The sequence below is a fragment of the [Pantoea] beijingensis genome, from assembly GCF_022647505.1.
GTDB lineage: Bacteria > Pseudomonadota > Gammaproteobacteria > Enterobacterales > Enterobacteriaceae > Erwinia > Erwinia beijingensis.
In genome coordinates this window covers 374,302-386,986 of sequence record NZ_CP071409.1, presented here as the reverse complement: position 1 = coordinate 386,986, position 12,685 = coordinate 374,302, and the positions used below count along the sequence as shown (strand labels likewise).

Annotated in this window: 13 protein-coding genes; 3 read left to right on the top strand and 10 right to left on the bottom strand. The window is 53.6% G+C overall.

Going from position 1 to position 12,685, the window contains the following annotated elements:
• Window positions 1–95: 95 nt before the first annotated feature.
• From J1C60_RS01655 to J1C60_RS01640, 4 genes are read right to left on the bottom strand one after another with little or no spacing between them, the layout of a single operon-like run.
• On the bottom strand, window positions 96–1,223 hold the full coding sequence (locus J1C60_RS01655) for a Gfo/Idh/MocA family protein (protein WP_128177169.1): 1,128 nt from the start codon (window positions 1,221–1,223) through the stop codon (window positions 96–98).
• Window positions 1,220–2,284, bottom strand: a complete 1,065-nt coding sequence (locus tag J1C60_RS01650; protein ID WP_128177167.1) for a sugar phosphate isomerase/epimerase family protein — start codon at window positions 2,282–2,284, stop codon at window positions 1,220–1,222. The genes J1C60_RS01655 and J1C60_RS01650 overlap by 4 nt, the downstream gene beginning before the upstream one ends.
• The gene (locus J1C60_RS01645; RefSeq protein WP_128177165.1) at window positions 2,281–3,372 is read right to left on the bottom strand and encodes a Gfo/Idh/MocA family protein; all 1,092 of its coding nucleotides are present in this window, start codon (window positions 3,370–3,372) and stop codon (window positions 2,281–2,283) included. The genes J1C60_RS01650 and J1C60_RS01645 overlap by 4 nt, the downstream gene beginning before the upstream one ends.
• Window positions 3,362–4,609, bottom strand: a complete 1,248-nt coding sequence (locus tag J1C60_RS01640) for an MFS transporter (protein ID WP_128177163.1) — start codon at window positions 4,607–4,609, stop codon at window positions 3,362–3,364. The genes J1C60_RS01645 and J1C60_RS01640 overlap by 11 nt, the downstream gene beginning before the upstream one ends.
• A 347-nt stretch (window positions 4,610–4,956) precedes the next feature.
• Here J1C60_RS01640 and J1C60_RS01635 point away from each other — a divergent pair, with 347 nt between their 5' ends.
• Window positions 4,957–5,937: a LacI family DNA-binding transcriptional regulator gene (locus J1C60_RS01635; RefSeq protein WP_128177161.1), complete on the top strand. Its 981-nt coding sequence runs from the start codon at window positions 4,957–4,959 to the stop codon at window positions 5,935–5,937.
• Here J1C60_RS01635 and J1C60_RS01630 read toward each other — a convergent pair whose 3' ends face one another.
• Window positions 5,938–6,540: a LysE family translocator gene (locus tag J1C60_RS01630; RefSeq protein ID WP_128177160.1), complete on the bottom strand. Its 603-nt coding sequence runs from the start codon at window positions 6,538–6,540 to the stop codon at window positions 5,938–5,940.
• A gap of 108 nt (window positions 6,541–6,648) precedes the next feature.
• On the opposite strand from J1C60_RS01630, the gene J1C60_RS01625 reads away from it, so the two are divergent.
• Window positions 6,649–7,614 (top strand): hydrolase, encoded by a 966-nt coding sequence (locus tag J1C60_RS01625; RefSeq protein ID WP_375139764.1) that lies wholly within the window; start codon window positions 6,649–6,651, stop codon window positions 7,612–7,614.
• 4 nt (window positions 7,615–7,618) lie between these two features.
• Window positions 7,619–7,837 (top strand): YheU family protein, encoded by a 219-nt coding sequence (locus J1C60_RS01620; protein ID WP_128177156.1) that lies wholly within the window; start codon window positions 7,619–7,621, stop codon window positions 7,835–7,837.
• 77 nt (window positions 7,838–7,914) lie between these two features.
• Here J1C60_RS01620 and J1C60_RS01615 read toward each other — a convergent pair whose 3' ends face one another.
• Genes J1C60_RS01615 through J1C60_RS01595 form a run of 5 tightly spaced genes read right to left on the bottom strand, consistent with a single transcriptional unit; the run spans window position 7,915 to window position 12,670 of the window.
• Window positions 7,915–8,676: a cysteine hydrolase family protein gene (locus J1C60_RS01615; RefSeq protein WP_128177154.1), complete on the bottom strand. Its 762-nt coding sequence runs from the start codon at window positions 8,674–8,676 to the stop codon at window positions 7,915–7,917.
• Window position 8,677: 1 nt separating this feature from the next.
• Window positions 8,678–9,100, bottom strand: a complete 423-nt coding sequence (locus J1C60_RS01610; RefSeq protein ID WP_128177152.1) for a cupin domain-containing protein — start codon at window positions 9,098–9,100, stop codon at window positions 8,678–8,680.
• A 3-nt stretch (window positions 9,101–9,103) separates the two neighbouring features.
• A complete protein-coding gene (locus J1C60_RS01605; RefSeq protein WP_128177150.1) occupies window positions 9,104–10,042 on the bottom strand; it encodes an ABC transporter permease in 939 nt (312 codons plus the stop codon).
• On the bottom strand, window positions 10,039–11,157 hold the full coding sequence (locus tag J1C60_RS01600; protein WP_235859166.1) for an ABC transporter permease: 1,119 nt from the start codon (window positions 11,155–11,157) through the stop codon (window positions 10,039–10,041). Before J1C60_RS01600 ends, J1C60_RS01605 begins: the two co-directional genes overlap by 4 nt.
• Window positions 11,138–12,670 (bottom strand): ABC transporter ATP-binding protein, encoded by a 1,533-nt coding sequence (locus J1C60_RS01595; protein ID WP_229655808.1) that lies wholly within the window; start codon window positions 12,668–12,670, stop codon window positions 11,138–11,140. The genes J1C60_RS01600 and J1C60_RS01595 overlap by 20 nt, the downstream gene beginning before the upstream one ends.
• Window positions 12,671–12,685: the final 15 nt, after the last annotated feature.

The following is a 12,685-nucleotide window of genomic DNA, read 5'->3' as shown; positions in this document are numbered from 1 at the left end:
TCGCTCCAACATTTATCCCCAAAGGAATACCGTTGTAACCGAGCGGGTAATAAACAATAAAGGAATTAGAAATTATTTTTTATTCCAAATTTGCATTAAAATGCGATTAACGGTCGCCACAAACCACCTTGCAGGCTACTTTGTTGAGCAGTCTCGATAAAACGCATGCCTGATAGCCCGTCGTCAATGCCCGGCAACAGAGGTGCGTCACCGCCACGAATGGCGATTGCCGCCTCACGGTAGATCTGTGCAAACCCCTCCAGATACCCTTCAGGATGTCCTGCAGGTGTACGACAAACCCGCCGACTGCTCTCACCACAATCCCCGTTATTCCGTGTAATGCGTTTCGCACTGCTTTGCCGGGATTGGATCCATAGCTCATTCGGATGGGTTTGATGAAATGTCAGACTGGCTTCGCTGCCGTAAATGCGTAAGCGCAGATCGTTCTCGTGCCCTGCCGCTACCTGGCTGGCCCACAGACGGCCGCGGGCGCCGCCGTGATAACGCATATCGACAAATATTTCATCATCCAGTTTACGCCCCGCTACGCGCGTTAACATCTCGCAGCGTATTGCTTCCGGCTCCATCCCGCTGACAAACCTTGCCAGTTGCCAGGCGTGAGTACCAATATCCCCAATACAGCCAAAACCTGATAGTGCAGGATCGCCCCGCCAGCGGGCCTGCTTATTATCAGTCAGCTCGACACGCTCGCTCATCCAGTCCTGTAAATACTCAACCTCGACAGAGCGAATCTCGCCCAACTCTCCACGTAAGACACGCTCGCGCGCCTCACGGATTAGCGGTAATCCACTGTAATTATGCGTAAGAATGAAGTGAACCTCTCCGGCAGAAACCACCTCGGCAAGTTGCCTCGCTTCCTCCAGTGAAATACACAGCGGTTTATCACAGATCACGTGAATACCCTGCTGAAGGAAAGCCAGCGCAACCGGAACATGAAGATGATTTGGCGTCACGATCGCCACCACATCAATACCCTCATCACGGGCGCTTTCCTGCTGTGCCATTTGCCAAAAATCGCGGTAACACCGTTCCGGCGCTATATGCAGCGTTGCACCACTGCGTTGCCCGACTTCCGGTGAAGAGGAAAATGCCCCAGCGACCAGTTCATACTCGTCATCAAGTCGGGCAGCAATACGGTGGACCGCACCAATAAAAGCACCTTCACCGCCGCCGACCATCCCCAGCCTTAGCCGTTTACTCATTGTGACTCCTCCAGTCCGAGCATACGGCGAATCTGTCGCCGATCGTATTTTCCTCCGGCAAAGTCATCAAACGCATGGCGGGCAACAGGAATAATATGGCGAGCAATAAATTCTGCCCCCTCACGGGCGCCGACCTCACTATCCTTAAGGCAACACTCCCACTCCAGCGTGGCCCAGCCATCATAGTCATATTGGGCCAGCTTGCTGAAAATAGCGGTAAAATCGACCTGCCCATCGCCCAACGATCTGAAACGCCCGGGGCGTTCGGTCCAATTCAGATAGCCACCGTACATCCCGCATCGGGCATTGGGCCGGAATTCAGCATCTTTCACATGAAAAGCCCGGATACGGGAATGGTAGCGATCGATAAACCCCAGATAATCCAGCTGTTGCAGGATCATATGACTGGGATCGTAGAGCAGCGTACAGCGCGGATGATTATCTACCAGCGCTAAAAAACGCTCAAAGGTCACACCATCATGCAGGTCCTCCCCCGGATGTAGCTCATAACAGAGATCCACGCCTGCCTCATCAAAAGCATCCAGAATTGGCCGCCAGCGCCGGGCAAGCTCTTCAAATGCCGTTTCAACCAGTCCTTCTGCTCGCTGCGGCCAGGGATAAATAAAAGGCCACGCCAGCGCACCAGAGAAAGTGGCATGGGCACGTAGCCCTAAACGATTTGACGCAGTGGCCGCATAACGCAGCTGCTGCTGCGCCCAGAGCGTTCTGCCGCGGCTATCACTATGCAGTTCAGGCGGGGCAAAACTATTGAATGCATCATCATAAGCGGGATGAACGGCGACAAGCTGCCCCTGAAGATGGGTAGATAATTCACTGATAGACAAACCTTTTTCGGCAAGTTTTCCGCAAATCTCATCGCAATATGTCTGGCTTTCAGCCGCCTGCTTCAGATCAAAAATAGCCGGCAGATGCGTGGGGATCTGTACGGCGCGAAAGCCCAACGCAGCGGCCCAGCCGGTCAACCCATCCAGGGTATTAAAAGGCGCGCAATCACCGATAAATTGTGAAAGAAAAATAGAGGGCCCTTTCAGCGTGTTCATGGCATCTCCTCAGCAAGAAAAATCGTACGTTGTTGACGAACGGCCTTATCTGCCGCCAGCACAATTGCCAGGCTGTCTATCGCCAGTTGCTGATGGGTAGCAAGATCGAGATTGTGTCGAATGGCGGAAGCAAAGAAAGTCTGCTCACGCTGGCACAGCGCCAGATGGTCAGGTTCATCCTGATAATCAAACCACTCATCCTTATGCACAAACTGCTGGCTGTCGTCCAGTTCAGCATGATGCAGGCGTAACGATTCGGTACGCGTGTGGGAATCGACATTATCCGATTCCCCTTCACCACCGGCCTGCCGGGCGACGATGGATAACGATCCGTGAGGACCAATCACGTCTTTAACAAAAAACGCGGTCTGACTCATCATCGGCCCCCAACCTGCCTCGTACCAGCCAACGGATCCATCGTCAAAACGGACCTGAAGCTGGCCATAATTGTATTGCCCGTCCGGTAATACATCACTAAGACGGGCACCGATAGCACTCACACTAACCGGTTTTGCCTGCGTCATCTGGCACATCACATCCAGATAATGCACCCCGCAATCAACTATCGGTGAGAGCGACTGCATGATCTGCTGATGAACGTGCCACATATTGCCGTGACTTTGCTGATTCAGGTTCATACGCATCACCAACGGCTTCCCCAAAGAATGAGACAGCGTGACAAAGCGCTGCCAGGCGGGATGGTGGCGCAAAATATAGCCGACAACCAACTTACGTTCGGCTTTGCGCGCTGCATCCACTACACGTCGGGCACCTTCCAGCGTCGCGGCCAATGGCTTTTCAATAAACAAATGGCATCCTGCCTCCAGCGCCATCAAGGCATACGCTTCGTGGCTGTCTGGCCAGGTGGCAATGCAAACGGCATCAGGGCTTGTGGCCACAAGCGCCTGCGAGAGATCGTCAAACAACGGAAGGTTATCGTTAAGCTGTTTGCCCAGAACCTGCTTTGAGCTTCCAGTTGACACTAAACCGCAGAGCTCAAACGCCTCCAACCGTTGACAAGCGAGCGCGTGTGAACGTCCCATATTGCCGCAACCCACCATCAAGATACGTAACGGACTATTTGACATCCGCTTTCTCCTCTTTGTAGTGGAACGTCAGGAAGAAGAGGAAGGCGATAACCAACGCAGCAATCGCTGGCAGCCACCAGAAATGCTGCCACTGCACCAGTGCTTCACTGCCTTGTGCGGTTACCGAACGGTTAAAAATGGCACCGCTGATTTGGGAACCTATTAACATGCCGAGGCCATAAGTGAACAACACCAGCAGGCTCTGCGCCTGGCCCTTAATACGTTTACCCGCCACTTTATCGGTATAGATAAAACCAATCACAAAAAAGAAGTCGTAACATACGCCGTGCAACACAATCCCCAGATAGATCAGCCAGCGTGTCTCCTCATTAACGCTCAGCGCAAACATGACATAGCGTAAGAACCAAGCCAGCATCCCGATCAACAGCATCATCTTAATGCCCAGCCGACGGAACAGCAGAGGGATCAGCAGCATAAAGATCAGCTCTGACATTTGCCCAAAGGCCATGACACCGCTAACGTTTTCAAACCCCAGAGCAGAGATAAAGGGAGCGGCATAGGCGTAATAAACGGCGAGGGGGATGGAGATCAACATGGCACAGATGCTGAAGACTAAAAAATGGCGCTGTTTTAGCAAGGCAAAGGCGTCGGCGCACAACAGGTCACGCAATGCCAGCGGTTTTCCTTTATCCGGCGCGGGCGTATGCGGCAAAGTAAAGCTGTATATTCCCAGCACCAGTGAGGCGATCGCCGCCAGCGTAAAAATAGTGGTGCTGCTCGATAAGCCGCCCAGCCCAACCAGCAGGCCGGCGACGATCCAACCGATGGTGCCAAATGCCCGGACCACCGGGAAACTTTTCTCACTGTTGCTGAGGCTATGAAAGGCGACGTTATTGCTGAGCGCAATAGTTGGCATATAGCACAGCATATAAGCAAAGATGACCCACAAAATACCGCTTTGCCCGTCGGCAAACATGCCGGGAAGTATCCACAACAGTGCCGCGCCCACCAGATGCAGAACACCCAAGACCCGTTGCGACGAGAAAAATCTGTCAACAACCATGCCGAGGAAAAAAGGTGAGAGAATCGATGCGATTGGCCCGGTAGAAAAGGCATCACCAATCAGTGCGGACAGGCCGTATTCACCCATCACCACACCCAGCGTCACGTACCATGAGCCCCAAACAAAGAATTGCAAAAACATCATCAGTGAAAGACGCGGCACTGCCCATTTACAGACAAGCTCGCCCTGCTGAACCGTTGACTGTGAAGACATATAACCTCCAGAGATAATAAGCGCCAGACGCTTAGCTGCTCGCGCCATCGACTTGTAATCGATTACATTTTATAATCTGTCGCCATCCCTGGTGTAACTGCTGACAACGTGTGAAAGTCTGAACAATTCGATGAGTATTGTGTCGTCTAAATTGTCGACGTATGGCTTACCATCTTTGCCGGTAGCAAGATCATCAAGGCGATGTTGTCATCGCACTTTTAATGCTATTGTTTGACAAAATGTAATCGATTTCTTCTTTTCAGCAAGCGAATGGCCGCGGCTCAGCGCCGTTTTTGTATAAGTTTGCAGCAGGCTTCACATTTCCCATGGTGGCTTCAAGGACTAGCATGTCGATAGAACACGTCGCTCGCCTGGCGGGCGTTTCCACCGCAACGGTTTCACGCGTGCTTAACGAGCATCCTGGCGTCACGCCCCGCACCCGAGAAAAAGTGCTGGCGGCCATAGAAGCCAGTGACTACCGTCCCAATTTACTGGCACGCCAGTTACGTACCTCGCGTAGCCGTATGCTGCTGGTGCTGGTATCAAATATCACGAACCCCTTTTGTTCACTGGTGGTTCGTGGCATAGAAGCCGAGGCCGAAGCGCAGGGTTATCATATCCTGCTGTGTAACTCGGAATCGCGTGTGACCCGTGAATCGGCCTACCTGACATTGTTGAGCGGTAAAGTCGTGGATGGCGTCATTACCATGGATGCCATCAGTTGTCTGCCGGGGCTAACGTCCCTGATTGGCCATTCACCGTGGGTACAGTGCGCAGAAGGCGATCCCGGATACCGCGCCTCGTCGGTGACGATTGATAACCAAGCCGCAGCGGCCAGCGTAGTACGCTACCTGGCGCAAAAAGGACGGCACCGGATTGCCTTAATCAATAACGATATGCGCTATCTCTATTCCCACCAGCGCGAAGCGGGTTATCGCAACACCCTATCGGAACTCAACCTTGAATGGCATCACGTCGAGTATGCCGAAACACTGGATTATCAGGCTGGGAGCAACGCCATGCAGCGGCTACTGGCGCTACCGCAGCCACCAGATGCGGTGTTTGCTATTTCGGATGTACTGGCTGGTGGTGCGCTGCATGCTATTAGCGAAGCCGGTTTAACCGTGCCAGGAGATATCGCGGTAATGGGATTTGATGGTGTACCTTTTGGAGCCGTCACCGCGCCACCGCTCACCACCATTGAACAACCGATGCATCAGCTAGGCGTACGCAGCGTACAACTGCTGCTGGCGCGAATCAAAAACCACCGTGAACCGGTGGTGAATGAAGTACTGGACTGCCAGCTTATCGTGCGCGGCTCGGCCTGATCAATGCCAGATTAGCAGGACACAGGCCGCCGTGAGCAGTCCCATCGAAACGTTGAATATGGTCCATGCCCGTCTGCTACGTAAAATACGGCCAATCAACGTCCCAAAACCAAGCCAGATTACCCCCGCCACCGCATTGACCAACACCATTCCAATGCTTATCGCGATCACGGAAGCACGCCAGGCTTCACCGGCCAGGCTGAAACTGGCCACCGCCCCCAGCGCCATAAGCCATGCCTTCGGGTTAATCAGCTGTAATAATCCCCCCTGCCAGAATGGCATCGGGTTTTGTGGCCCTGCATCAACCTCCAGTGTTTCATAGGCGGCCGTACCGATTTTCCACGCCAGCCATAACAAATAAAGGCTACCGGCAATCTTCAGAATAAGATGCAGAGCCGGATAGAGTAGGATCAAGCCGCCAACGCCGAAAGCGACCAGCAGCAACATCACCTGCATCCCAAGCATAATGCCAACCATCAATGGCAATGAGCGAAGGAAACCAAAATTAGCACCGGAGGCGGTGAGTAACATATTATTAGGACCAGGCGTAATTGCCGCGACCCATAAAAAACCGAGCATAGAGAGAAAAAGACTGAGTTCCATGAATCGGGTGCCTCTCACCCTAAAAAATTGCGAACTTACCGAAGCTAACAGCGTGATATGGATCGTACAAGCCTTTACAACATCATTTTTAACGACATGGATGACATTATGTTCACGCCAATGCCTGGGATGCGTAATCCGCACCTGCAAACCCTCCTTCCACGTCTGGTAAGACGACGCATTCATTTGCAGCCCAGTTGGCAGCGACTCGAATTGCCCGATGGCGACTTTGTCGACCTGGCATGGAGTGAAAATCCCGCTCAGGCCCGACATAAGCCGCGAGTGGTTCTGTTTCACGGGCTGGAAGGCAGTTTTCACAGCCCTTATGCGCATGGACTGTTACAGGCATGGAAAGATCGCGGTTGGCTTGGCGTGGTGATGCACTTTCGTGGTTGTAGCGGTGAACCGAATCGCCTGCAGCGCATTTACCACTCCGGCGAGACGGAAGATGCCAGCTTTTTTCTGCAGTGGCTACAACAAACGTGGGGGAAAGTGCCCACCGCTGCCGTTGGCGTATCGCTGGGAGGCAATATGTTGGCCTGCCTGATGGGTAAACAGGGCGATCGGTGTCTGCTGGATGCCGGCGCGGTCGTTTCTGCCCCATTGATGCTGGAGCCTTGTACTGACCGCCTGGAACAGGGGTTTTCGCGTATTTATCAACGCTACTTACTAAAACTGCTTAAGCAAACCGCCAAACGTAAACTCCTTGCGTGGCCAGGTACACTGCCTGTAGATTTGCCGCAATTGAAAGGATTGAAGAAGCTGCGCGATTTTGATGATGCCATCACCGCACGTGCCCATGGCTTTACCAGTGCTATCGATTACTATCGGCGCTGTAGCGCGCTGCCGCTACTACCCAACGTGCGTAAACCGCTATTGATCATCCACGCGAAAGACGATCCTTTTATGACTGACGCGGTGATCCCGGATCCGGCAAACTTACCTGCTAATATTGAATATCAACTAACGGAAAACGGCGGGCACGTCGGCTTCGTCGGCGGCACATTGCGTAAACCGCAAATGTGGCTGGAAACACGCATTCCGCAATGGCTTTCTCATTATCTGGATAACTAAAGCTGTGATCATTCCCTGGCAAGACCTGACACCTGAAACACTGGATAACCTGATTGAATCTTTTGTATTACGAGAAGGTACCGACTACGGCGAACAGGAACGTTCTTTAGAAGGTAAAGTTGAAGACGTTCGCCGCCAGCTAACCAGCGGCGAAGCGGTGCTGGTTTGGTCGGAACTGCATGAAACCATCAATATTATGCCGCGTGGGCAGTTGCGCGATTAAGGGCCTATTCTGTCAGGCCGTTGGAGCGCGGGCATCAGCCCCGCTCCTGTCCCCTCGGAACATGCCCTGCTCGCGCCCTAAAGTTGCTTTACCAGCTCAGCCGAGTTCACGACAAAACCAAAGCATTGTTGAACATTATATAACGTAGCATCAAGGCAGTAAGCGGGCGATGTCGTCGCGCTGCAATCTTCCAGCAGCAGGCAGTCATACCCGTGGAAATTCGCGTCCTGTAGTGTACAGAGCACACACTGATCGGCATTGACGCCAGCAAATAACAGCGTGGAAACGCCCAGGTTTCGCAGCACGCTATCCAGCATCGTGTCCTGGAAACCAGACATCCGGTACTTGTCGATCCGAATATCATCAGACTCCGGCGTCAGCTCATCAACCACCGCCGCCGCCCAACTGCCCGCCTGTAATACCGGAGCACCCGACCCCGGCAGCGCATCCCCCAAGCCGACACCATCACCATGGGGATTATAAACATGTAGCAATGCCGGGCTCAGATTAAGTCTATCCGGCCGGTTACCCCAGTTAAGCCAGATTACCGGGACATCAACGTTACGCAAAGTAGGCAGCAATTTTTGCAGCGGTGCGATTGGCTTCCGTGCTGCGGAAACATCAACGCCAATATGGCTGAGCCAGCCGTCAACGTGGCAAAAATCATTCTGCATATCGATGACCAACAGTGCTGTACGGGTCAAATCAAAAGTGACTTCACGCCCTGCACTGCTAAGTGTCAGCGGGCGGGGTACAGGCAGTGCCCGAACCATATCAACCTGGGTTTCGCTGACGTGCCATTGATTATGCGGCGCACTTCCCAGTGGATTTCCCGTCATGTCAACTCCCGCTCAGCACGCGTAAATCTTCTTCATCCAGCGTCATGGGCTCACCGCTGCGAATAAGCTCGGCAAATCCTTCATTTGGCGTCATAACCGTGAGCGTATACAGCTTACCGTTGCCAGTATTGCGGATAAGATGTTCATTCCCCGGATGGAGTAGCAAAGCGTCACCTTTGCCAATAATCACTTCATTGCCATTGCAACTGGCCACACCTTCGCCTTGTAACACGTAGAAGAACTCATGCGCATGGACATGGGCGTTAGGCGGTGTTGCTCCACCAACAGTGAAGATCTCCACGACAAAGATGTTATCAATATCATCCTGTTGCTTATCAAAAAGCACGGCGAAATAGTTCGTGTCCTGCGGGCTGATACGAAACACCTGCGCATCTGCCACATTAGTTAACCGGAAGTTCATCATCCACTACTCCTTACGATAAGGCTGAGTTAATGCGCCCGGCTGAACCGTGCGCCCCACCACGCCGGACATTGCCAGGATGGTGAGCAAATAAGGCAATGCCAGCAGTAACTGTGGCGGTAACGTACTCTCAAATAGCTGAAGCGATAGCTGAAGGGCATCGGCAGCACCAAAAATAAACGCTGCGATTAAAGCCTTGAATGGGCTCCAGCGACCAAAAATCACGATAGCAAGAGCGATAAATCCCTGCCCACTAACAATATTGTCGCGAAAAAGCCCAATCTGCGCGGTCACCAGATAGCTGCCTGCCAGCCCTGCGCCTATACAGGAGAGCAACACGCCCCAGGTACGAATTTTCAATACGTTAATACCCGCGGCATGCGCCGCTCGGGGGTTTTCACCGACCGCACGCAGAGACAGTCCAAATCGGGTGTGGAACAGACCATAATGGGCGATAACCACCAGCGCCAAAGTAAACCAGAGCGGTAGCGGTTGCTTGAATAGTACTGGCCCCAACCCAGGGATATCGGACAGCAGTGGAATGGCAACCGGATCCAACATAGCAATAGTAGGTGACGACCTATCGCCCATCATCAATGAGTAGATCCAGGTGGCAAACCCTCCCGCAAGGATATTAAAGACGATACCGACCACAATTTGACTGGCATGCGCGCGCAGATACAGCGCAGCCAGTAAGAAACCTACCACCAGCCCCGCAACGCCTCCAGCCATAAACCCGAGCACTGTGGAACCGCTATATACTGCAGTCATATAGCTGCCCAGCGCCCCCATCAAGATGGCCCCTTCGATACCGATATTCAGTACCCCGGCGCGTTCAGCATAGATTTCACCAAGTGCGGCAAGCAATACCGGCCCGGCTAAACGCACCGCAGCGGCCAACCAGGTGACGATGAAAGCGTTATTAACATTCATTAATTCATTCATGGCGTGTCCTCCGACAACGGTGGCGTTGAACGTGCTGTACCCGGCCAGCGTACGCGGTAATAGCGCAGGATATCGCCTGCCAGAATCAGCAATACCACCAGGCTTTGCAGGATCAGCACCACTGAAGTGGGTAAGCCCGTTTGACGCTGCATAGCATTACCGCCGACTTCCAGCCCGCCATAAAGGATTGCCGTGGGGATCACCAGCAGCGGATTCAACCGGGCCAGTAGCGCTACAACCACCCCAATAAATCCTACGCCGCCAGAGAGTCCATCCATCAAGCGATGCTGTACGCCAAGCACCGCACAGAGTCCCGCCAGCGCCGCCAGGCCGCCGCCAAGCAGCACGGCGCTCATCTGCCGTTTCGCGACATTGATTCCGCCATAACGCGCCGCTTTCAGATTCAGGCCGCTCACAATAATTTCATATCCGGCAGGCGTCGCGCGGATTAGCCACCAGACAAAAAGCGTGGAGAATAATGCAATCACCAGCCCCCAGTGCATCCGCATACCGTTGACCAGATAGGGTAACCAACTGTCGTGAGGCAACCGCGGCGTTTGCGGAAGATCGCCCACGGCACGCATCGGGCCTGACACCAAATATTGCACCAGGAAGATCGCCACGTAGTTTGCCATCAATGAGATCAGCACATCGTTACCGCCGAACCGCACTCGCAGTGCTCCGACCCAACCAGCCCACAGCGCGCCAGAGACAAATGCCGCTATCAGCACCGCAGGCCAGTAGAACCAATCCGGTAACGTCCAGGGAAATCCCTGTGGCGTACCGGACAGCGCTATCCAGCTTGCCGCCGCTGCCCCAACTAAAAAGCACCCCTCAAAGCCGATATAGCCCAGCCCCGCGCGCCAAATAACGATGGTAGCCAACGCAATAAGCATTAGTGGAGTTGCCTGGACCAGCGTTAACCCTATCCCGCGCAGCGAGCCGAAGGCCTCGCTAAACAAGAAACCATAGGCAACCAATGGGTTACCACCGAAGGGAATAAATAACAGGCCCGCCAGCACGAACGCGGCCAGCATTGCGCTCAGCGAGGTGATCAATATTGCCGAGGAGGAGTCCACGGGGGCCAGGCGTTTCTCAAGCAGCTTTTTCATCATCCGCTCCTTTTTTCAGTTTACCGCCCGCCATTAGTTCACCCAGTTTTTCCGGCGTAGCCTCTGCCGCATCCAGCACACCGGCAATCTGACCGCCGTACATCACGGCAATACGATCGGAGAGGTTAAGAATCTCTTCCAGCTCGGCTGAGATCATGACAATGGCACACCCTTGTTCACGAGCAGCCAGCAGCCCTTGCCATACCGCTTCTACGGCACCGACATCCAAACCGCGAGTGGGTTGCTCCACCACTAACAGTCGCGGATTACGGGCCACCTCTCTTCCAAGGATGAGTTTTTGCAGGTTCCCACCGGAGAGTTTTCCAGCTTCAAATTCACTGTCCGGTGTACGCACCTTGAAGTGCGCAATAATACTTTGCGCATGGCGGGCAATACGCCCTCGATCTAATAGCCAGCCGCGCGCACGGGTAAAGGTCTGTTGCGCGCCAAGCATCGCGTTATCGGCAATAGACATAGAGGTGATCGAGCCTACGCCACGACGGTCGGCAGGAATAAATCCAATGCCTTTAGCGCGGCGCTGCGCCGGTGAATCTTCAGTAATATCCTTGCCGGATAGCCAGATACGTCCCGCTTCCACACTGCGGAGGTTGAGCAATGCATCCGCCAGTTCTGACTGACCGTTTCCGTCAACACCGGCAATCCCGAGAATTTCACCTGCCGCCACCTGAAGTGATGCACGCCAAATTTTCTGTTTACCACTTTCATCACGTAATGCGATGCTGTCGACACGCAACACCTCTTTTCCTGGTCGGCAGGGCGATTTATTAACGCGCAACACAACATCTCGTCCCACCATGCGCCGGGCTAAATCTGTTTCCGACGTTTCAGTGACCGCAACGGTATCGACCATTTTTCCACTACGCATAACCGATACGCGATCGGCTATCGCCATAATTTCATACAGCTTATGGGTTACGATAACGACCGAACGACCTTCGGCACGTAGCGACGTTAACGTTGCAAACAATCCAGCTTTTTCCTGCGGCGTCAGGACTGCCGTGGGCTCATCAAGAATCAGCACTTGGGCATCACGATAAAGTAACTTGAGGATCTCTACCCGCTGCTGCACACCAATCGGCAAATGCTGCACCTTCGCCCAAGGATCGACATCCAGCCCGTGCTGCTTCGACAGCGCCGTGAGCCGCGCCGCGGCCGCATGCAGATCGAGCCGTCCACTGGCGTTCTCTTTCAGGCCCAGGATAACGTTCTCAACCACACTCATTGGCTGAACGAGCATAAATTCCTGATGTACCATGCCGATACCACAGGCAATGGCATCCCCCGGATCGCGGAACTGTACTGGCTGACCATCAACAATAATTTCGCCTTCATCAGGGTGATAGAGGCCATACAAAATCTGCATCAGCGTGCTTTTTCCCGCACCATTCTCACCGAGCAGCGCGTGGATTTCCCCCGCTTTCACCGTCAGCGATACGCGATCGTTGGCGGTCACGCGGGCAAAGCGTTTGGTAATGTTCTGAAGCGCAACTCGCACCGTCGTCAAAATCGT

Coding starts and splice junctions, on each gene's coding strand:
- J1C60_RS01655 (WP_128177169.1), bottom strand. CDS start 1,223: ATGAGTAAACGGCTAAGGCTGGGGATGGTCGGCGGCGGTGAAGGTGCT.
- J1C60_RS01650 (WP_128177167.1), bottom strand. CDS start 2,284: ATGAACACGCTGAAAGGGCCCTCTATTTTTCTTTCACAATTTATCGGT.
- J1C60_RS01645 (WP_128177165.1), bottom strand. CDS start 3,372: ATGTCAAATAGTCCGTTACGTATCTTGATGGTGGGTTGCGGCAATATG.
- J1C60_RS01640 (WP_128177163.1), bottom strand. CDS start 4,609: ATGTCTTCACAGTCAACGGTTCAGCAGGGCGAGCTTGTCTGTAAATGG.
- J1C60_RS01635 (WP_128177161.1), top strand. CDS start 4,957: ATGTCGATAGAACACGTCGCTCGCCTGGCGGGCGTTTCCACCGCAACG.
- J1C60_RS01630 (WP_128177160.1), bottom strand. CDS start 6,540: ATGGAACTCAGTCTTTTTCTCTCTATGCTCGGTTTTTTATGGGTCGCG.
- J1C60_RS01625 (WP_375139764.1), top strand. CDS start 6,649: ATGTTCACGCCAATGCCTGGGATGCGTAATCCGCACCTGCAAACCCTC.
- J1C60_RS01615 (WP_128177154.1), bottom strand. CDS start 8,676: ATGACGGGAAATCCACTGGGAAGTGCGCCGCATAATCAATGGCACGTC.
- J1C60_RS01610 (WP_128177152.1), bottom strand. CDS start 9,100: ATGATGAACTTCCGGTTAACTAATGTGGCAGATGCGCAGGTGTTTCGT.
- J1C60_RS01605 (WP_128177150.1), bottom strand. CDS start 10,042: ATGAATGAATTAATGAATGTTAATAACGCTTTCATCGTCACCTGGTTG.
- J1C60_RS01600 (WP_235859166.1), bottom strand. CDS start 11,157: ATGATGAAAAAGCTGCTTGAGAAACGCCTGGCCCCCGTGGACTCCTCC.